Here is a 20,091-nt window from a genome sequence, read left to right as displayed (position 1 = left end):
GGAGAGGCAGCCGGGACCCGGGCGTGAAATCACGCCCGGGCGCCCTCACGAGATCAGTTCCACTGGGACGGCAGGCGATCGTAGTAGGTCAGATCACGCCACTGCTGCTTCGGCAGGTCGTTGCGGCCGGGAATGTAGTAGCCGCCCTTGCGCATGGCATCGGTCATGCGCTTTTCCATGTTGGCGGCCGCCGTCTTGCTGTCGATCTCGCCGATCCACACGCGGTTGCCCTCTTCACCCATGATGTCGGAAATCTCGGCCCATTCCGGCACGCGAACGCGCTCGTCAGGATTGGTTTCCTTCAGCATGAATTCGTAGACGCCCGGCCACCAGGGCTGATACTTCGCGAGCGTCTCGCTCTTGTAGGTCGAGTGGCGCGACGGGCCGGCACCATACTGGGTGGCGCGTGCCTGAACGTCCTTCGAGGTCACCCACTGCATGAAGGTCCAGGCGGCTTCCTTGTTCTTGGAATCCTTGGAAACGCCGAGCGACCAGGCGCCGAACCACGGGTCGATCACGCCATCGGGACCGGCGGGCGTGTGCAGGTGCACGTTCTTGCCGGCGACCTTCGCCTGCGTTTCGGGATCTTCGAAGAAGCCCTTGACGAAGTCCTGGTAGTTCCAGGTGCCGAAGGCGTTGCCCGCCTGGTAGACGGCGGTCGCCTCGCCGATGCCCCAGTTGGCGCTGTCGGCCGGCATGAATTCCTTGAGGCTCAGGAAGTAGTCGATCGACGCAACGGTGCGCTCGTTGTTGATGGTGATCTTCCAGTCCTTGTCGACATATTCGTCGCCCTTGGTCTCGGGCGTCTGGTAGGCGAACAGGTACGGCAGGTAGGTGACGCCCCAGAACCAGCGGCCCGGAATGTTGGCAAAGCCGATCATGTTGGATTCGGGATTGTTCACCTTCTTGGCGGCGTCATACATGTATTTCGTGGTGAATTCCGGCGAGAAGCGTTCCGGCAGCTTGAAGCCCGCCTTCTCCGCCACGTCCGCGCGGAACGTCGTGCCGACGGGACCTGCGCCGATGGGCAGCGTGTAGAGCGTGTCGTTGAAGACGCCCGTGCCGCTGATGACGCGTGGCAGGAAGTCGTCGATGTCATAGTCGGCATCCGTCAGGTCGGCATTCTTGACATAGGGCATCAACGGCTCGAGGAAGCCGGCCGCGGCATATTCGGCAAGCCACATCACGTCGACCGCGAAGAAGTCGTAGGTGCCGGTGCCCTGCTGCATTTCCACCAGCGATTTCTGGCGGTAGTTTTCGAACGGCACCTCATCGACGACGACCTTGATGCCGTATTTCTCCTCGAATTCCGGGAAGAACTTTGCCAGCGCCGCAAACTGCGGCATGGACGGGGCGAGGAAGTGCACGGTCTTGCCCGAAAGTGCCTTCTGCGCCTCCGTCTGCGCATGGGTCGGCAGGGCCAGCATCAATAGCGACAACCCGGCCGCCGTTGCGGCACTCAATTTCACGATGTTCATTCTCTCCTCCTCAGTTGATGGTGCATGCGTATCCATCGTCACGCCCGGTCAGGCGTGCAGTCGTGCCGGCTTTTGTCGGGTGAAGCGGGCCTGGCGCACGGTGCGGCCGCTATCGGCGTCGAACAGGTAGATGAAGTCGGGATCGATGCGGAACGCGATCGGCGCACCGATCGCGCGCGGATATTTCAGCGCTGCATCGAGCGTGGTCATGGCGCGGATCACCTGGCCTTCCACCTCGATATCGAAGACCACCCGCGAGCCCAGCGTCTCCACGGCAAAGACCGTGCCCTGCACGCGGCAGGGATGTGTCGTATCCGGCGGGCAGAGGTGAAGCTGCTGCGGCCGCAGCCCCAGCAGATAGTTGCCGCCGGGTTTTACCGCCTCGCCGTCCTGCATCCAGTCGTGGTCGACCTCGATATAGGCGTCGCCGACGCGCAGCGAATGGCAGCCATTGGCCTCGGAAATCACCGCTTTCATGACATTCATCGGCGGCTCGCCGACGAAGGTGGCGGCAAACAGCGTTTCCGGCCGATCGAACAGGTCCTGCGGGGCCGCGATCTGCTCGATGCGGCCCTTGTTGATCAGCACGATCCGGTCGGCCATCGTCATGGCCTCGAGCTGGTCGTGCGAGACATAGAGCATCGTCGCCTTGAACTCGCGCTGGAGCCGCTTGAACTCGACACGCATGCGGGCGCGCAGTTTTGCATCGAGATGGGAGATCGGCTCGTCGAGCAGGAAGACATCCGCATCGCGCACAAGCGCCCGGCCGATCGCGACGCGCTGCATCTGCCCGCCGGAGAGCTGGTTTGGCCGGCGTTCCAAGAGCTTCTCGATCTGCAACGTCTCGGCGACACCGGCGATGTGGCGGCGGATCTCGGCCTCCGCCATCTTTCGGATCCGCAGCGGATAGGCGAGGTTTTCGAAGACGCTCAGATGCGGAAAGAGCGAGTGTTTGTCGTAGACCATGGCGAGGTTGCGCTCGCGCGGCGTCCACTGCGTCACGTCGCGGCCGCCGATCATGATGCGGCCGGCGCCCGCCTCTTCCAGCCCGGCGACGAGGCGCAGCGTCGTGGTCTTGCCCGCACCGGACGGACCGAGCAGAAACACAGCCTCGCGGTCGGCCACATCGAGCGAGATGCCGCGCACCGCCTCAAAGCCGCCCTTGAATGTTTTTGCCAGGTTGTCGATCTGAAGGTCAGCCATTGTCTTTTCCGGTTGAAGATCAAAGAATTGCGCGAATGGTGCCGCCTTCGGCCCGCATCGCCATGCCGTTCAGCGCGGGCGAGGCCGCAAGGTGCACGACGCTGGCGGCAACCTCCTCCGGCGCGATCATCCGGCGGATGAGCGAGGTCGGTTCGGTCTCGTCGAAATAATCGGCGACCACCTGCTCGCGGGTGACGCCTTTTTCGCGGGCGATCTGTTCGTGGTAGCGCCGCACGGCCAAGGTATCGGTCGGCCCGGGCAGGATGGTGTTGACCCGCACGCGTGTACCCTGGGTGAGTTCGGCAAGTGCCCGCGAAACACCGAGAAGGCAGGCTTTCATCGCGCCGTAATGCGGCATCCAGGCCTGCGGCTTCACCGCGCTCTCGCTGCTGATGAAGACGATGGACCCCTCGCCCCGCGCCAGCATGTCCTGCAACAGCAGCCGCGACATGCGCACGCCCGTCATGACGTTGACGTCGAAGAAGCGGAACCAGTCCTCGTCGCGCGTTTCAAAAAACGGCCGTACTTCGAAGATGCCGACGGAGTTGATGAGAAAATCAACGGGCGCTGCGGCTCGCGCGAAATCGGCAAGACGCCGGTCCTCGCCGGTGACGGTGAGGTCGCAGACCATGCCGCGCGCATCAGGCCCGAGCTTTGCGACCGCATCGGCAACTTCCGCCTCGGCAAGCCCGCTCACCGTCGCCCTTGCGCCCTCGGCGACGAAGGCCTCGGCCACCGCGAGGCCAATGCCCGTGGCGCCGCCGGTGACCAGCACATGCTTGCCTTTAAGACCATAATCCATTGCCCAAACCTCCCATGGCAATCGGGGACCAGCCCCGGCGCACCACCCCTCCAGGCGGTCCGCTCACTCCCTCCATCCGGCCTACCCGGCCGCCAGCCCTGTCGGCCGGAGGGAACTTGCCTCGGCCGATAGAACTAATTTCTTTTCATAACTTTTGCAAGAAAATAAATTTTACACTATTTCGCAGAGACTGCCCTGCGACGACATCGCCAGATTTCCCCGCACGCCAAGCGGCGCCCGGACATGGGCCTGGGCGAAATCGATGAATTCCGACGTCCTGGCCGGCAGCCGGCGCCGGCTGTCGCTGAGCAGGCAGACCGTCTGCGGCTCCGGCTCGAACGCACCGAGCACCGGCACCAGAAGACCGGAAGCCAGTTCCGTTTCGACATCGGCCAATGCCGTTCGCAGGATACCAAGGCCTTGAACAGCAAAGTTTTTCAGCGTGGCGGGATCGCTCGCCCGGAAACGCCCGCCGACCGAAATGGCGCCCGCGCCCTCGCGAAAGGCCCAGTCATTGCCGGCAAACCCGGAACCGTCGAGCCGCAGGCATTCATGCCGACAGAGGTCGGCCGGGCGAGCGGGAACGCCGTGTTCCGCCAGATAGGCGGGCGCTGCACAGGTCACCGTTTCCATCGAAAACAATTTCCGGATCGTCAGGTTCGAATCCCGCACCGGCCCGACCCGCAGCGCCGCATCGAAAGGAATTTCATGCAGGCTGCCCGGCGGATCGAATCGGAGCGAAAAGTGCAGATCCGGGTGGGCGCGCGAAAAGCTGCGCACCAGCGAGAGAAGCTGCACGCGGCTGATATCCGCGGCACAGGAGAGCACGAGGCCGCCCGAGACGGCCGTGCGCCGGCCACCCATGTCGCGTTCCAGATCGGCAAAGCCCGACAGCACCGGCCTCGCCCGCTCCAGCAGCAGCTTGCCCTCCTCCGTCAGCAGCAGCGAGCGTGTCGTGCGCCGCACCAGCGCCACGCCATAATGATCCTCCAGCGCCTTCAGCCGTCCGCTGATCGTTGCCGGCGCCATGCCGAGGCGATTTGCGGCGCTTGCCATGCTCTGCGAGCGGGCGATTTCCGAAAACATCCTGAGATCGGCCAAACCATTCATTCCGGATCCTCCTGTCAGGCATGTCTGCCTGGCGGCTCCGGATGCCCGGCGCCCGCAGCGGGGCGCCCTCCTTCAGGGCAGGCGGAACCTCTGATCCAAGGAGTAACACCACAGCCCGGCCAGGTGCGGTGAAGATTGGTCATTTGATCCTGTACGTTTCGTCACAAATCCTAAGCGACGATATGTCGGGCCAGATAGTCAATGAAGGCGCGGATGCGCGGGGCAAGCGGCGACTGGTCGGCATAGATGATCGAGACCGGCTCGCGATCGCCTGGATTATAGGTATCGAGCACCGCGACGAGCCGCCCCGTCTTCAGGTCCTGGCCGATGTGGAACTCGGACAGGCGCGCCAGCCCCACGCCATCCAGCGCGAACCGCCGCAGGCTCTCGCCATTGTCGAGGCTGAGATTGCCCTTCACCGCGAGGTCGAGCTGCGTGGGAATGCCGTCCTGCTCGATGCGGAACGGCCACTTGCCGTAGCTGCGGCTGAAGCCGAGCGTCAGGCAATTGTGCTCCAGCAGGTCGCGCGGTTCGGCCGGGATGCCGTGTTTGTCGAGATAGGCGGGCGAGGCCACCACCCTGCGCGGCGAGGCGACGATGCGCCGGGCGCGAATCGTGGAATCTGTCAGAACGCCGGTGCGGATCGCCACGTCGATGCCATCGCCGATGAGATCGGTGGTGCTGTCGGACAGCGAAAATTCCAGGCTGATCTCGGGATAGGTCTCCAGAAAACCGGGCACCAGCGGCGACACGCAATGCAGGCCGAAGGGCACGTTGCAACTGACGCGCAGCACGCCGCCGACCTGGCCGGCACTCTCCTTCACGCCGCGCTCCAGGCTGGAAATATCCTTGAGGATCTGCTTGCCGCGGGCGAAATAATCCTCGCCCTCCGAGGTCAGCCGCAGCTTACGCGTCGAGCGCACGGCGAGCGGCAGGCCGAGCCGCGTTTCGATGCGGGCGATGATCTTGCTGACCGCCGACGGCGAGAGATGTAGCGCATCGGCGGCTGCGGTGAAGCTGCCCGTCTCCACCACCTTCACGAAGACCTCGATCTCGGAAATCCTGCCGGCCATGATCCGTCTCCATTCATGAACCTTTGTCACCTCACTTATGCCAGTGCTCCGCTTTTCGGCACAAGCGAGAAATGACAGACACGAGGTCGAACATCATGGAGGAGACATCAGCATGTATCAGAAGCGGGCACTCATCGCCGGCGCCACCGGCATTGTCGGGCTCAATGTGGCCGAACACCTGCACGACAGCGGCGGGTGGGAGATCACCGGCCTCAGCCGCCGACCACCAGCCGGCGCGTCCTACATGCGCTCGATCGCCGTCGACCTTCTCGACCGCGAAGCGGCGCTCAAAACGCTCGGCGCGCTCAGGCCCACCCATGTCTATTATTGCACATGGACGCTCGGCCGCAACGAGGACGAAAACATCCGCCTGAACGGCGGCATGCTGCGCACCCTGCTGGACGGCGTGGCGGCGGCGGGCACCGTCAAGCACGTCGCGGTCGTCACCGGAACCAAGCACTATCTCGGCCCCTTCGAGGACTACGGCAAGGGGACGCCCGTCACACCCTTCCGCGAAGATGCCCCGCGACTGGAAAAGAAGAACTTCTATTACGAGCTGGAAGACATCGCGATGGATTATGCCGCGCGCCATGGTTTCGGCTGGTCGGTGCATCGCTCGCACACGATCATCGGCTATGCGGTCGGCAACCTCATGAACATCGGTGCGACGCTCGCCACCTATGCCTCGATCTGCAAGGCGACCGGCGCACCCTTTATCTTCCCCGGCACGCCGACCGCCTATCACGGCATCAACGACATCACCGATGCGCGACTGCTCGCAAAACACATCGTCTGGGCCTCCACCGAGCCCAACGCCCGCAACGAAGCCTTCAACGCCACCAACGGCGACGTCTTCCGTTGGCAGCAGCTGTGGCAGCGCATCGCCGACTATTTTGGCGTGGAAGCGGCCTATCCCGGCGAATACAACTCACTGACGGAGCGCATGAGCAGCCTCGGCTCGCAATGGGAGGCTCTCGTCGTAGAACACGGCTTGCAGCCGAACGCGCTCGACCGCCTCGCCTCGCCGTGGCACACCGACCTCGACCTCGGCCGCCCGATGGAATGCCTGCACTCCATGGCCAAAAGCCGCGCGCTCGGTTTCTCCGATTTCCAGGACACCGAACAGTCCTTCATCGACGTCTTCGACCGGCTGCGCGCCGAGCGGATCATTCCCTGATCAATAAGACGCGCGCAAGAAAGAGCCCGGAGGATCCAATCCTCCGGGCTTTTTTGCATTCCGTGGCGATGATTAGGCGACGGGGTAAGGATGCGCGTGCAGCAGGTTCGCCAGCCGTGACAGCGCGCGTGGCCCGGCCTTCACCTGCTCGCAGCGAACCTCCGACACGCCGGGAACCGCCATGAGATAGCTGCGCACAGGGCCGACAAAGGTCATGGCAAGGTTCGGGCACGCGCGGCATGCGCCCGAGAGGGCGACGTGCACGACACCCTCTCCGGTCACATCGGTGATCTCGATATCGCCACCATGGCCGAGGACGAGCGGCCGCGCCCGATCGAGCGCGGCTTCAAGAGCGTAAGGATCGATCATCAGACGAGCCCCAGTTCGCGTTTCTTGGCTTCCAGATCGATACCCATGCCGCGGGCAAAGGCCTTGCCGAGAATGTTCTCCTTCATCTCGCGGGTGATTTCCGGATAGCCGTATTTGTCCTGAAGCTCGTCGGGCATGACGAGGTTGGCGAGCGTGTCGATATAGGTCTGCACATGCGGCCAGATGAACGCTTCAGAACCGTAGCAGATGCGCTCCGAGCCGACGTAGAGCAGCGCTTCGCCGAGACGCTGGAGCATCTTGTAGGGCTGCAGGTAGTACTGGTTGAACCAGAGCGGCAGGATCAGGTAGACGTTCTCGAAGCGGCTGGCGATGGAAATGGTTTCGTCGACATAGGGATCGCCGAGGTGGTGGATGCCGAAATTCAGCTCCGGAAAATCGGCCGCCGCATATTGCAGATCGTTCGGCTTGAAGGCTTCGACGGGGCCGAGTTCCAGCGGAAACCCCTTGTGGAACTGCACCATCTTGATGCCGAGTTCCATCGCCTTTTCCCAGAGCGGATAGGCGATGTCGCGGTCGTCGGCGCGCCAGGCGGAGCCGCGCGACTGGTACTGGTAGAATTTGAAGCTGACCGCCCCGAGTTCGTGCACTTGCCTCTCCATCTCCTTCAGCGCCGGGCCGAGGCCGTGATAGACCGGATCGACGCCGCCGGTCAGCACGATGCGAGCCGGGTCCTTCTGGGCCAGCGCATGGCTGAGTTCGACGGGGCCGAGGCCGGCGCGCCAGTGGGAAAACAGCGGCACCGAACAGGCACAGGCCATGTCCGTGTCGGCCTTGCCGAACAGCATGTCGACGCCCCAGTCGAGGTCCGGGTCGGAAAAGGTTTCCGGCTCCGGCGGCGGCCCGCGGCGGCCGGTCAGGTTGATGAAACCGGTCAGCTGTTCGCGCAGGATGCGCACCCGCCTGCCATCGCTTCCGTCCTTGATCTGGCCATCGCTGAAATCCTGGCAATGCACCGCCGCATCAAAGACAAACATTCCGTCCTTCATGAAGTCTCTCCCATCGATCCGAAGGCGCGTAAGCGCCGTGGCTGGCTTGAAAAGCCAGTCGGATCAATACCATGGGGAGAAGAGCGCCGGTCTTCGGATTATCGGAAGACTGCCTTCAGGCAACGTCGAAAAGGTCTGAAAGCGCGCCGAACAGACTCGGCCCACTCGCCAGCACGAGGCCACCCGCCGCAAGCGATATCTCGCCGGACGGATAGGGCGCAAAACGTCCGCCGGCCGCCTTGATGAGGGCAAGACCGGCAACCGCATCCCATGCCCACATCTGGCGCTCGAAATAGCCATCCACCCGTCCGGCCGACACATAGGCCAGCATCAGCGCACCCGCGCCGACCTGCGAAAAACTGCCGCCGGCCGACAGGAGGCGCTCGGCATCGGCCGCAAAGACGGCCGGCGGAACGCGGTGGTTATGGCCGATGCCAAGCCGTGTCCGGTCGATGCTGTCGATGGTGCTGACCGCGATCGGCACGCCGTTGATCGCGGATGGAATGCCTTCGGCGCCGGCAAAGAGCTCGTCGCGCAGCGGGTCATAGATCACGCCGAGAACCGGCGCACCCTTCGACCAGAGGCCGATGGACACGCACCAGTTATGCGCGCCCTTCAGAAAATTCGTGGTGCCGTCGAGCGGATCGACGCACCAGACAAACTCGGCGCCTTCGATGGCGGAGGCACCCGTCTCCTCACCTAGAAACCCATCCTCGGGAAAAGCCGGCGTGAGGATGGCGGCGATCGCGTCTTCCGCCTCGCGGTCGGCGTTGGAGACAAAATCGTTCAGCCCCTTCTGCTCGATGGCGAGCCCCTCGCGGCGGCCGTAATGGGCGAGCAGCAGGCGGCCGGCTTCGCGCGCGGCGCGTTCGGCAACGACCAGGCGCGGCTTCAGCCGCTCGGCGAAAAAGGTGTCGGACATCGGATTTCCTTCAATAACGGGTCAGGGCGGTGACGTCGGAGGTCTTTTCCAGGCCCTCGATGGCGCGGCCAAAATTGCGCACCGCATAGAGCGAATAGAGCACGTCGATGACCTGGAGCTGCGCGATCTTCGACACCATGGATTCATGGTATTCGCCCGGGCCGACGACGCCGGTAATCGTCGGCGTGAACAGGCAGATGTCGGCGTGACGGACGATCGGCGAATCCGGGAACGAGGTGATGGCGAGCGTCGTCGCGCCCTGCAATTTCGCCTGCTGGAGGCTGTCGACGGTCGAGATGGTGCGCCCGGAATTGGAGACGCCGATGGCGAGCGATTTCGGCCCGAGCGTCGAGGTGGAGATCTGCCTGATGCCGAGGTCGCGGAAGAACAGGCAGCGCTTGCCCACCCGCATGAACCGCAGCAACGCGTTTTCCACGCAGATCAGCGAGGCGCCCATGGCGAAGAAGCCGAGCACATCCGCCTCCTCGATCGCCGCGACCGCGCGTTCCAGTTCGCTTTCGGCGAGCCCCGCCCGCGTGTCGGAGACCGTCATCGCATAGCGTGCGGCGACCTTCGACAACACAGAGCCGACGTCGTCCTCGGCGGTGATGTCCTCATAGACGTGGCGTTCGGAGGGCGGCTGGGCGGTTGCCGTGCCCTGCGACAATTCCTCGGCTATCAGGATCTTGAACTGCTGGAAACTCGGCACCTCGATCTCGCGTACGAAGCGGGTGACGGTCGATTCCGAGACGTCGCATTGCAGGGCAAGATCCTTGATGGAGATCGACTTGATCTCTTCCGGCGCTTTCAGCACCCGGTCCGCGATGCGGCGCAAGGCCGGGTTCATGTAGCCCGCCTTCCAGCGGATCCGCATGAGGATGGATTGCCTGTTGTCCGCTGAACTGTCCATCGGACCATCACTCCCGTTGCATCGTCGCAATTCTATAGCTTGCAACGAGGGGAAAATGAAATTCCTTTTTGTTACCACACAGTGCACCCGGCCCGCGCGCTTTCCCGCGACACGCGCAAGACATCATAGGCCGCCTTCGCCGCTGCCAGCGAATCCTGCCACGCCTCCCGCCACAGCCGCACGCCGCCGACCAGCCCCTCGCCGAGCATTTTGGAGGAAAACGCCTCGACGGTGAGATCGCCGCGATAGCCGGCGGATTCGAGAGCGCGGCAATAGCCGAGCACATCGAAATGCCCGCCGCCGAGCAGGCCGCGGTTGCTGTCGGCGACATGGGCGTAGCCGAGCAGCGCGGCATTGCGGTGGATGGCGGCCGCAATATCCCCCTCCTCGATGTTCATATGGAACGTGTCCATGTGGATGAAGACGTTGGAGCCGCCGGAGGCGCGGATCAGGTCGGCCGCCTCATCCAGCGTGTTAACGAGGTAGCTCTCGTAGCGGTTGACCGGTTCGAGGCCGAGGCGCACGCCGAGTTCGCCGGCGCGCCGATCGAGGCGGGCAAGGCTTGCCGCGACCTGCGCGCGCTGCGCCTTCGTTGCCGGTACCGCATAGTTGGCGAAAGCGGCATAGGTGATGCCGGAAACGGCAGGCGCCTCCAGTTCCGCGGCGATCTCCAGGCAGCGGGCGACGCTCGCCTCGCCTCGCGCCGCAATCTCCCGATCGCCCGAGGCGATATCGGTATCCGGCCCGAGCGCCATACCGAGGCGAAGCTCCAGCCCCGCTTCCCGCGCCACCCGCCTGGTCAACGGAATGTCGAGTGCGGCCGGGTCGAACAGCAGCACCTCGATCAGTTCGAAGCCGATCTCGGCGGCAGCGCGGCAACTCGCCTCCGCCGCGGCGGGCGACCAGTCATCGGTGAAGACCAGGCTGTGAATGCCGAGTTTTCCGCTCATGTCGCGCTCCTCAGCCGAAAATGGAGCGGATGGTGCCGCCGTCGGCACGGTGGCAGACGCCGTTCATCGCGTTGTTCGTCATCAACTGCACGACGCCGCGCCCGTGCATGGCCGGGTCGATCAGTTTTTGCGTGAGGTTGGAGGGCTGGACGTCGCGGTAGAAATCGGCGAGCGCCTGCTCCACGGTCTTGCCCTGCTGGGCGGCGAGATCGGCGAAATAGGTCTCCACCGATTCCGTCGCGGTGCTGCCGGGCATGTAGCTGTTCACCCGCACATTGGTGCCGCGCGTCAGTTCGGCGAGTGAGCGGCTGAGGCCGAGCATCGCCGTCTTCGTCGTCGAATAGGGGATCATGTTGCCGATGGAGCGGATCGCCGCTTCCGAGGAGATGAAAACGATGCTGCCGTCGTTGCGCGCCAGCATGTCCTTCAGCACGATGCGGGAGATGCGGATCGCCGTCATCAGGTTGTGCTCAAAATATTCCCGCCAGCGCTCGTCGCTGACCTCGAAGAAGTCGTTGACGTCGAAGACGCCGATATTGTTGACGAGGAAGGAGATCGGGCCGAGCTTGCCGGCGACGTCCGCAAGCGTTGTGGCACCCTCGGGCGTCAGCAAATCGGCGACGACGCCATGGGCGCGCGGGCCGATCGAGGCGCAGGCCTTGTCGAGCTTGGCCTGGTCGCGGCCGTTGATGACGACGACGGCGCCCTCGTCATGAAATGTCTTGGCGATGGCATAGCCGATGCCCGTGGCGCCACCGGTGACGATGGCGATCTTGCCGTTGATCCCGAAATCCATGTCCTATTTCCTCTCCCTGTTTGTCGTGCTGCCCGCGCGGGCGAACTGCGCGAGCCGGTCGCAGACCGTCTTGATCTGGTCGAAGACGGCCTCGAAGGTCGCGCGGGGTTCGCCCCACGGGTCGGTGATATTGGTTTCCTCGCCGGGTGCCGCGAAGGCGCCGAGCCGTCCGATCCGCGCCCGGCTCGTTGCGGGCCGCAAGGCGTGGATCGCGTCCATGTTGTGATCGTCCATGCCGAGGATCAAGTCGAATTCTTCGAAGTCTGTCTCTCGGATCTGGCGTGCCACCAGCGTGTCGAGGCGGATGCCGCGACCCGCCGCCACCGCGATGGTCTCGCCATGTGGCGGCTTGCCGACGTTCCAGTCCATGATGGCCGCGCTGTCGATGCGATGATCCGGCAAGGCCGCCCGCAGGATGCCGTCGGCCGTCGGCGAGCGGCAGATATTGCCGCGGCAGACGATCAGCACCGACAAGGGTGGGCGGGCGACCGGGGCAACATGATAAGCCGTCCCCGTCTCGACGAGGCGCGTTTCCGCCTCCGGAGAGAGAGGGGTGAGCCGGCGGGCGCCGTCCTCGGGATCGAGCGTGTTAAAATCGAAAAGCCCAAAATGGTGGCCGAGCATGGCGCGCGCGCCGAGTTCGTCGGCAAGCGCCACCGCTTCTTCCAGCGTGAGGTTGCCGGGCACGCCGTTCGCCGCGCGCTCCGCATCACGGCCATTGACCGGCAGCAGGGCGAGATCGACGCGGAACGGCATCAGCCATTCCGCAAGCCCCGGAAACGGGATCGTATCGCCGGAATGCCAGAGCGTCACGCCGCCGCCCGTGAGCACGTAGCCGAGGAACAGATGGCCGTCCTCGGTCTTGCGCAGATCCTCGTGCGCCGCAGGCGTGGCGGTGGCCAGCACGCCGCCGAGATCGATGCTTTCGCCGGCATCGATCAGCACGAGCCGGTCTTCCGGCACGCCGCGTTCGATGGCACGCGCCCGTTCCGCCCGCGGGGCGAGGACGCGCGCAGCGGGATTGGCCGCCAGCAGGGCCGGGATCGTGCCGGGGTCCATATGGTCCGTGTGGCCATGGGTGCAGAGCAGCCAGTCGATGCCGGTGAGATCGCCGGGCGCGATGATCGGGGGCGTCATGCGCGTGTGCGGGAAACGCGTGCCGCGGTATTTTTCCGCAAGCGAATCCGAAAGATAGGCATCGATTACGATGCGCAATCCGCCCTGAGCGATCAGGAAACCCGCCTGCCCCAGCCAGGCCAGCGTGGCGCCGTCGCCCGGTTCAAGGCGATCGACGCTGGCAAGGGGGCAGGTCTCCAGAATGCTCATGGGCACACCAGGTTCTTCAAGAGATTGTCGACGGCGACGCTGGTGGCGCGGTAGACGCTTTCCTCGGTGAAACCGCCGGCATGGGGCGTCAGGATGACCCGCTCGTGGCTGAGCAGCGCGGAGGCGGAGGGCGGTTCCTGGTGAAAGACATCGGTCGCCAGCGTGGAAACCTGCCCGCTTTCGAGCGCCGCCAGCATGGCGCCGTCGTCGATGAGTTCCGCCCGCGCCGTGTTGACGACGATGACGCCCTTGCGCATCCGCGAAAACATCGCGGCGTCGAGCATGGGCCTTTCGCCCGGCGGGCAATGGAAGCTCACGGCATCCGCCCCGCACAGCGCCTCTTCCAGGCCGACATAGCGAAAACCCGGCCGCACGAAGCCCGCATTCGGATAAGGATCGTAGCCGACCACCTCCATGCCGAGGCCGAGTGCCATGTCGGCGACTTCGCGGCCGATGGCGCCACAGCCGATGACGGCGAGCGTGCGCCCCTTCACCTCGCAGCCGATGCGCCGGCGCCATTCCCCCTTGCTGAGATGCTGGTGCGACCAGGGGATATGGCGCGAGGCGGCGAGCAGCAGGCCAACGGCAAGCTCGGCCACGCCGCGGGCATTCGCCCCCATCGCCCGCTCTACGGTGATCCCGCGCGCCTCGGCTTCGAAAATGTTGATATTGTCGACGCCCGTGCCGTTGCGGCTGATGACCCGCAGGCCGCTCGCCGCATCGAGCACGCGCAGGCTGATCGGCTCGACGCCGGCAAGCCAGCCGACGCAACCCGGAATGCTGCGCAACAGGTCCTCCTCCGACGGCATCTTGCCCGGCGCGGGATAGACGATTTCGAACCCCTGCTCCACGAGCCGCGACAGGACGGGATGGCCCGCGCCGGAGAGCGAGCGGGGCGTGACGGCGATCTTACCGGTCATCGGCCTCGTCCGCTCAGCCGTTCCAGCGGGGATTGTCGATGACGGTCGGCTTGCCGTCGCGCTCGACCATCAGCTTGCGGAAACCCTTGCTCTCGATCGTGCCATAGTCATGGCCGGCATTGCCGGGAAAGGCGAAGAAGGTGACGAGCGGCTCGGTCGGGTGCACGTTGATCGAGCGGTGCGCCCAGCGGCCGGGCACATAGACGGCTTTGCCCGGCAGGAACTGCAGCCACTGCGTCTCGCCTTCCGGCGTCTCCATCATCATGTAGCCGTGGCCGCGCAGGCAGTAATAAACTTCTGCGGTGTCGATGACGGTGTGAAAATGGCCCTTGGTCATGTGGTACTCGTCGCCCACCTTGCCGGGATAGGTGATCGAGGTGCCGTAGGCGACATCCTTCTCGCTATCGGGAACGCCCATGTCGTAGAATTCGTAGAGCAGGCTGTCGCCCTTGGCGAGCTGCGCCTCGAAGGCCGCCTCGTCGTGGAACATGCCCTTCATCTTGGAGAGCGTGCGGCGGATCGGCTCGCGGGTGGAGCTCAGGCCGTTGTTGAGGTTGAATTCATGCAGGCTTGGCAAAACGGTCATGTCCTGTTCCTTTCAGGCGGTGGCGTCGCGGGCGATGCGGCTCAAGTCGTCGAAGGCCGGCCCGGACATGGGGATGTCGATGTCGAAAACTTCCGCGATCACGCGGGTCCAGCCGTGGATGAAGTAGACCCATCCATCGTGGACCGTGAGGTTGCGCTCCCTGGCTGCGGCGCGCGCCTGGTCGAGGAACACGAGGTCGCCGCGATAGTTGAATTCCCAGACGAGCCCGTCCTGCGGGAATTTGACCGCGTCCGTCAGCGGCGAGCCCGGCCCGTCCTTGCCGAGCCCGGTGGCGTTGACCACCATGGAGCCCGGCGGCAGGTCAGCGACCACCGCGTCAGCCTCCGTGGGCGTCGGCGCGAGGCGATACTCGATGGGAATGCTAAAACCGATTTCTTGGTGAACGTGGCGCATCTCGGCCAGCGAAGCTTCGCGCCGCGCCGTCACGACGATGCGCTGCGGCGTGTCGCCTCCGGCCAGCATCTTGTTGTGCAGGTAGAGCGACAAGGCGAGCGAGGAGCCGCCGGCGCCGAGGATGCAGAGTGTCGCCCCCGTCCTGGCCCAGTACCCTTCCGGTGCAATGGCCTCGAAACTCGCGCCGGCCGTGATCGGATCCTTGGCGTGACCGGCAATACGCGGGCCGCGCTTGGAGATCGAGCTGATCTCGTGCAGGGTCTCGGCATAAGGGTCGAGGTCGTCGAAGAGATCGCGCGCGGCCTTGAGCAGGTTGACCTTGTGGGTGGTTATCAGCGCGCCAAGCGACAGCGGGTCGTGCTTGATGAAATCCACCGCGCCGCGATAGGCCGATGGCTCCGAATTCGGCGCGAAATCGATGCCCTTCATCTCGGCATCGAGACCGAGATGCGCCGACCAAGCCGGAAAGACCTTCATGATCGAGGATTTCCCGGTGGTCACGCCGATGAAATACATCGTGCGCCGGCTTGCTGGTGTGTAGGTCATGGTAAAAGTCCTAGTCGTGTTCGGCCCAGTCGCGCGACCGGTCCACGGTGCGGCACCAGCCGCGATAGAGCGTGTCGGCGATCGCGCGTTCGACGGTCGGCTCGAACGCCTTATCGAGGGCGAAGGCGGTGTGAAGTTCGGCCTGGTCCTTCCAGTAGCCGACGGCGAGACCGGCGAGGAAAGCGGCACCGCGCGCCGTCGTGTCAATGACTTTGGGCCGCAACACGCGCACGCCCAGCTGGTCGGCCTGGAATTGCAGGACGAAATTGTTCATCGCCGCGCCGCCATCCACCTTCAGTTCGGCGAGCGCGATGCCGGAATCGGCCTCCATGCGGTCGATGACGTCGCGGATCTGGTAGGCCATGGATTCCAGCGAGGCGCGGATGAGATGGTTGCGATTGGCGCCGCGGGTGATGCCGACGATGGTGCCGCGGGCATATTGATCCCAGAACGGCGCGGAAAGCCCGGTGAAGGCCGGCACGATGTAGACGCCGTTGGTATCCGGCACGTCCATCGCCGCCGCTTCCGTCTCGGAAGCACTGTGGATGATCTTCAACTCGTCGCGCAGCCACTGCACCACCGAACCGACGGAAAACAGCGTGCCCTCCAGCGCATATTCGAGCTTGCCACCGAGCCGCCAAGCGACCGTGGTCAGCAGGCCGTTGTCGGACGTGCGGATCTGGCTGCCGGTGTTCATCAGCAGCGTGCCACCAGTGCCATAGGTCGCCTTGACCATGCCCGTGTGGAAGCAGGATTGGCCGAAAAGCGCGCCCTGCTGGTCGCCGATCGAGGAGGCAACGGGGATTTCGCCGCCGAAAAGGTCAGGGTCGGTCATGCCATAGACGTCGGAGGAATCACGCACGTCCGGCAGGATCGCGCGGGGCACGTTTATTTCCGCAAGTAGGCGCTCGTCCCAGTCGCCGGTGCGGATGTTGAACAGCAGCGTGCGCGAGGCGTTGGAGGCGTCCGTGACATGGGCGCGGCCGCCGGTGAGGTTCCAGATCAGCCAGGTATCGATGGTGCCGGCGGCAAGTTCGCCGCGCTCGGCGCGACGGCGGGCGCCGGGCGTGTTGTCGAGCAGCCAGGCGAGCTTGGTGCCGGAGAAATAGGCGTCGATGACGAGGCCGGTATTCTCCTTCACGTAGGGTTCGAGCCCGCGCGCCTTCAGCTGGTCGCAGATGCCGGCGGTGCGGCGGTCCTGCCAGACGAGGGCGTGGTGCAGCGGCACGCCGGTCTTGCGATCCCAGATCAGGCAGGTCTCGCGCTGGTTGGTGATGCCGATGGCGGCGATCTCGGCGGCGGAGATGCCGACGTTCTGCATCACCTCGCGGGCGACGGAAAGCTGGGTGGCCCAGATCTCGTTGGCATCGTGCTCCACCCAGCCGGGCCGCGGATAGATCTGGCGGAACTCGCGCTGCGCGAGCGAGACGATGTTGCCGCCCCGATCGAAAAGGATGGCCCTTGCACTGGACGTTCCCTCGTCCAGCGCCATGACATAACGCTCAACCATGTCTTCCTCCCCCGCATCGTCAATCGTTCGGCTTGAACAGGATCTTGTGATACCTGCCGAAGCTGCGGTCCTTCAGTGCCTTGAAAATGGACGGCGCCTCCTCAAGCGTCGCCCGGTGGGTAATCAGCGGCTCGACCGTCAACCGGCCGTCGCCAAGCAATCCGATGATGTCAAACCATTCCTTGCCGGGGAACGGCAGGGAATAGGAATTCCACGAGCCGACCACCTGCAATTCCTCGCGCACGATCTTCGCAAAAGCCTTTTCCGCGAAGGTGACGTCGCCATAGGCGGTGCCGTAGAGCATGACCGCGCCCTGCTTGGCCGCGACCATGATCGAGAGGTCCCGCCCCGGTGCGGAGCCAGCGCATTCCAGCGACACGGCAACCCCACGCCCGCCGGTCGCCTCGTGGACGCGGGCGATGACGTCGTCGCGCGTCGGGTTGAGGCAGAGATCGGCGCCAATGCTTTTCGCCAGCTCCAACTTGTCGTCGTCCACGTCGATGGCGATCAGCGGCCGTGCGCCGGAAAGTCGGGCGAACTGCAAGGCAAAATAGCCGAGCGCGCCGCAGCCGACCACTGCCACCGCATCGCCGAGCTTCAGATCGAGTTTGTGGATGCCGTGCAGGATGATCGCCGCCGGTTCGATCGTCGCGGCAACCTCGTAGGACACAGTGTCCGGCACCTTCAGCACGTTGGTGGCCGGCGCGCAGAGATATTGCGCGAAGGCGCCGTCGCTGCGCGAGCCGACGAAATCGTAATCGTCGCAAAGCTGGAATTTTCCCGCCTCGCACCATTGGCATTTTCGGCAAGGCATCAGCGGCGCGACAGCCACGCGGTCGCCGGCTTTCAGATGGGAGACGGCGGCGCCGACCCGCTCCACCCGGCCGGCAAATTCGTGGCCGGGAATGGTCGGGAAACGATAGGTGCCCGTCACCATGACGCGGCCGATATCCGAGCCGCAGATACCGGCGGCTTTCACCTCGATGAGAACCTCGTCCGGGCCAATGTCCGGCACGGGCACGTCCTCGACGCGCAGATCCCCCGGCGCATGCAAAACGGCCGCCTTCATCACAGGCTCTCCTCCTGAGGGTAGATGATGGTCTTCATGCCCTTGCCCGAAAGTGCATGGTCGAAGGCGGCGACCGCATCGGCCATGCCGAAGCGATGGGTCACGATATCGGTGACGCGGATCTTGCCGGTCTCTACGAGTTTCAGCGCCCGGGCATAATCCTCGACGCTCGACCCGGTCGAGCCGAGCAGCTTCAGGCCCCAGTAGTGCACCTTGTTGGTGTCGAGTTCGACCTTGGTGCCCTTATTGAGGCCGGAGAAGACGTTCATGCGGCCGAGGCGCGCGAGGCAGGCCATCGCCTGGATTTGCAGTTCCGGCGCCGGGGCGCAGGTCAGCGCGACATCGACGCCGCGGCCGTCCGTCAGGCGCAGCACTTCCTCCACCACGTCGACGCGGCTTGAATCCACCGTGTCCGTCGCGCCCTGCGGCGCGATCTCTTCGAGCCGTTCCGCCCGCCGGCCGACCACGATCACCTGCCTTGCGCCATAGGCCTTCGCCAGTTGCAGGAACAGGCCGGCGATCGGACCGGTGCCGAGAATGAGGACGCGGTCCTCGGGCGTCACCATAAGGTCCTTCCAGGCATTGAAGCAGCAGGAGAGCGGTTCGACCAGCGAGGCCTCCTCGTAGCTCATGCCGGCGGGGATCTCGAAGAGGTTGCCGCCGTAAAGCGCCTTGGCTGTGACGGTCATATATTGCTGGAAGCCGCCGTCGATATCGATGCCGAAGGCCTCGTAGTCGGGGCACATATTGTTGAGCCCGCGGCGGCACATCTCGCAATGGCCGCAGCCGATGTTCGGCACCGCGGAAACCCGCTGTCCCTTCCTCCAATGCCCGACATGCCGGCCGACCTCGACGATTTCGCCGGCAAGCTCATGGCCGAGCACGCGCGTGTCGTTTTCGCCGACACGGAAATGGCCGCCGCGGATGACCTTCAGGTCCGTGCCGCAGATCGAGGCTGCGAAGATGCGGATCAGAACCTCGTCGTCCTGCGGCACGGGGCGCGGGCGCTCTTCGAGCGCGATCCGGCCCCTGCCCTGGTATACGGCGGCCTTCATCGGCTTACACCTCCATCCCGTAGCGGTGCGCCTTGTGGGTGGGATAAAGCGAAATGGTCGGGATGGTGACGTCGGGCGTCCGGGTCGCGACGTAGAGGGCGAGCCAGGCGACGTTGTCGACATCGATGCAGGAGGCATGGATGCCTTCCTTGATCTCCTTCTCGTCGAGCCAGCCGTCGACATAGGCTTCGAGGTCGCCGTCATAGAGACCCTTGTCGATGATCTCGGTCATCGGCGTCTTGACGTGGCTCGGGTTGAGCACGGTGACGCCGATCTTCTTGTCCTTGCCTTCGAGCAGGATGTTCTTTGAAAAGCCCAGCATGCCGTGCTTGGAGGCGCGATAGGGGCTGTGGCCGGGGCCGGAGGCAACGCGGGTCGAGGAGGAGCCCATGTTGATGATGCGCCCGCCCTCGGCCTGCTTTTCCATATAGAGGAAGGCTTCGCGGCAGCAGAGGAAGACGGCGGTCAGGTTCGGGCCGATCGTCTTGTTCCACTCTTCCAGCGTCACGCGAGTGACCGGCGGGGCGAGGCTGTCGCGGCCGGCGGAGTTGACCACCACATCGACCGAGCCGAAGGTGTCGTTGACCTGCTTGAAGAAGGCGCGAACCGTCTCCTCTTCGCAGACATCGGCATAGATCGGCAGGACCGTGCCGCCGTCGGCCTCGATCTCGCCGGCAATGCGCGTCAGGCGCTCCCGGTCGAAATCGATCATGGCGACCTTGGCGCCGTTCTGGGCATAGATGCGGGCAACGGCTTCGCCGATCCCGGATGCTGCACCCGTGATGATGCAGGATTTCCCTTTGAGGGACAGCCCCTCCGACAGGGTATTGCTGGGCATTGGAACCTCCGTTTTGTGCCCCGATCGAGG

General features: G+C 64.5%; 20 protein-coding genes. 1 reads left to right on the top strand and 19 read right to left on the bottom strand.

The genetic code is table 11. The features are described 5' to 3' along the window. Nucleotides 1–53: 53 nt before the first annotated feature. From AC1RWL_RS05475 to AC1RWL_RS05455, 5 genes are all read right to left on the bottom strand, one after another. Nucleotides 54–1,478, bottom strand: a complete 1,425-nt coding sequence (locus tag AC1RWL_RS05475) for an ABC transporter substrate-binding protein (protein ID WP_493092891.1) — start codon at nucleotides 1,476–1,478, stop codon at nucleotides 54–56. Between the two features lie 48 nt (nucleotides 1,479–1,526). Then, nucleotides 1,527–2,681 (bottom strand): ABC transporter ATP-binding protein, encoded by a 1,155-nt coding sequence (locus AC1RWL_RS05470; RefSeq protein ID WP_493092892.1) that lies wholly within the window; start codon nucleotides 2,679–2,681, stop codon nucleotides 1,527–1,529. A gap of 19 nt (nucleotides 2,682–2,700) precedes the next feature. Further along, nucleotides 2,701–3,483 (bottom strand): SDR family NAD(P)-dependent oxidoreductase, encoded by a 783-nt coding sequence (locus AC1RWL_RS05465; RefSeq protein WP_493092893.1) that lies wholly within the window; start codon nucleotides 3,481–3,483, stop codon nucleotides 2,701–2,703. Nucleotides 3,484–3,654: 171 nt separating this feature from the next. Next, nucleotides 3,655–4,593 carry a substrate binding domain-containing protein gene (locus AC1RWL_RS05460; RefSeq protein WP_493092894.1) on the bottom strand — a complete coding sequence of 313 codons (939 nt, stop codon included), beginning with the start codon at nucleotides 4,591–4,593 and terminating at the stop codon, nucleotides 3,655–3,657. Nucleotides 4,594–4,763: 170 nt separating this feature from the next. Continuing rightward, nucleotides 4,764–5,666, bottom strand: coding sequence for a LysR family transcriptional regulator (locus tag AC1RWL_RS05455; protein ID WP_256114533.1), 903 nt, complete (start codon nucleotides 5,664–5,666; stop codon nucleotides 4,764–4,766). Nucleotides 5,667–5,778: 112 nt separating this feature from the next. Between AC1RWL_RS05455 and AC1RWL_RS05450 the strand changes: the two genes are divergently transcribed. Continuing rightward, nucleotides 5,779–6,843, top strand: coding sequence for an SDR family oxidoreductase (locus tag AC1RWL_RS05450; protein WP_493092895.1), 1,065 nt, complete (start codon nucleotides 5,779–5,781; stop codon nucleotides 6,841–6,843). A gap of 72 nt (nucleotides 6,844–6,915) precedes the next feature. On the opposite strand, the gene AC1RWL_RS05445 is transcribed toward AC1RWL_RS05450, so the two are convergent. From AC1RWL_RS05445 to AC1RWL_RS05380, 14 genes are all read right to left on the bottom strand, one after another. Beyond that, a complete protein-coding gene (locus tag AC1RWL_RS05445) occupies nucleotides 6,916–7,212 on the bottom strand; it encodes a NifU family protein (RefSeq protein ID WP_492647334.1) in 297 nt (98 codons plus the stop codon). Further along, nucleotides 7,212–8,219 (bottom strand): amidohydrolase family protein, encoded by a 1,008-nt coding sequence (locus AC1RWL_RS05440; protein ID WP_493092896.1) that lies wholly within the window; start codon nucleotides 8,217–8,219, stop codon nucleotides 7,212–7,214. The genes AC1RWL_RS05445 and AC1RWL_RS05440 overlap by 1 nt, the downstream gene beginning before the upstream one ends. 115 nt (nucleotides 8,220–8,334) lie before the next feature. Next, nucleotides 8,335–9,141: an inositol monophosphatase family protein gene (locus AC1RWL_RS05435; protein WP_493092897.1), complete on the bottom strand. Its 807-nt coding sequence runs from the start codon at nucleotides 9,139–9,141 to the stop codon at nucleotides 8,335–8,337. A 10-nt stretch (nucleotides 9,142–9,151) separates the two neighbouring features. Beyond that, nucleotides 9,152–10,051 carry a MurR/RpiR family transcriptional regulator gene (locus tag AC1RWL_RS05430; protein WP_256114539.1) on the bottom strand — a complete coding sequence of 300 codons (900 nt, stop codon included), beginning with the start codon at nucleotides 10,049–10,051 and terminating at the stop codon, nucleotides 9,152–9,154. A gap of 71 nt (nucleotides 10,052–10,122) precedes the next feature. Continuing rightward, the gene (locus AC1RWL_RS05425) at nucleotides 10,123–11,001 is read right to left on the bottom strand and encodes a sugar phosphate isomerase/epimerase family protein (RefSeq protein WP_493092898.1); all 879 of its coding nucleotides are present in this window, start codon (nucleotides 10,999–11,001) and stop codon (nucleotides 10,123–10,125) included. A gap of 10 nt (nucleotides 11,002–11,011) precedes the next feature. Then, on the bottom strand, nucleotides 11,012–11,797 hold the full coding sequence (locus AC1RWL_RS05420) for an SDR family NAD(P)-dependent oxidoreductase (RefSeq protein WP_493092899.1): 786 nt from the start codon (nucleotides 11,795–11,797) through the stop codon (nucleotides 11,012–11,014). Nucleotides 11,798–11,800: 3 nt separating this feature from the next. Beyond that, entirely contained in the window at nucleotides 11,801–13,123 is a 1,323-nt protein-coding gene (locus AC1RWL_RS05415) for an arsenate reductase/protein-tyrosine-phosphatase family protein (protein WP_493092900.1), read from the bottom strand. After that, complete coding sequence (locus tag AC1RWL_RS05410; protein WP_493092901.1) at nucleotides 13,120–14,043, bottom strand: phosphoglycerate dehydrogenase; 924 nt, start codon at nucleotides 14,041–14,043, stop codon at nucleotides 13,120–13,122. The genes AC1RWL_RS05415 and AC1RWL_RS05410 overlap by 4 nt, the downstream gene beginning before the upstream one ends. 13 nt (nucleotides 14,044–14,056) lie before the next feature. Beyond that, nucleotides 14,057–14,629, bottom strand: a complete 573-nt coding sequence (locus tag AC1RWL_RS05405; RefSeq protein ID WP_493092902.1) for a glucose-6-phosphate isomerase — start codon at nucleotides 14,627–14,629, stop codon at nucleotides 14,057–14,059. Between the two features lie 12 nt (nucleotides 14,630–14,641). Beyond that, nucleotides 14,642–15,589, bottom strand: coding sequence for a shikimate dehydrogenase family protein (locus AC1RWL_RS05400; protein WP_493092903.1), 948 nt, complete (start codon nucleotides 15,587–15,589; stop codon nucleotides 14,642–14,644). A gap of 10 nt (nucleotides 15,590–15,599) precedes the next feature. Further along, nucleotides 15,600–17,099, bottom strand: coding sequence for a glycerol kinase GlpK (gene glpK / locus AC1RWL_RS05395; protein ID WP_493092904.1), 1,500 nt, complete (start codon nucleotides 17,097–17,099; stop codon nucleotides 15,600–15,602). A 19-nt stretch (nucleotides 17,100–17,118) separates the two neighbouring features. Then, nucleotides 17,119–18,168: a galactitol-1-phosphate 5-dehydrogenase gene (locus AC1RWL_RS05390; RefSeq protein ID WP_493092905.1), complete on the bottom strand. Its 1,050-nt coding sequence runs from the start codon at nucleotides 18,166–18,168 to the stop codon at nucleotides 17,119–17,121. After that, nucleotides 18,168–19,223 (bottom strand): zinc-dependent dehydrogenase, encoded by a 1,056-nt coding sequence (locus AC1RWL_RS05385; protein WP_493092906.1) that lies wholly within the window; start codon nucleotides 19,221–19,223, stop codon nucleotides 18,168–18,170. The genes AC1RWL_RS05390 and AC1RWL_RS05385 overlap by 1 nt, the downstream gene beginning before the upstream one ends. 4 nt (nucleotides 19,224–19,227) lie before the next feature. After that, nucleotides 19,228–20,061 carry an SDR family oxidoreductase gene (locus AC1RWL_RS05380; RefSeq protein ID WP_439622193.1) on the bottom strand — a complete coding sequence of 278 codons (834 nt, stop codon included), beginning with the start codon at nucleotides 20,059–20,061 and terminating at the stop codon, nucleotides 19,228–19,230. Nucleotides 20,062–20,091 lie beyond the last annotated feature (30 nt).

It is taken from the genome of Shinella sp. GW821-FHT10F02 (genome assembly GCF_058809275.1).
Note: the sequence above shows the minus strand (reverse complement) of the source record. Positions and strands in the feature narration are given on the sequence as shown.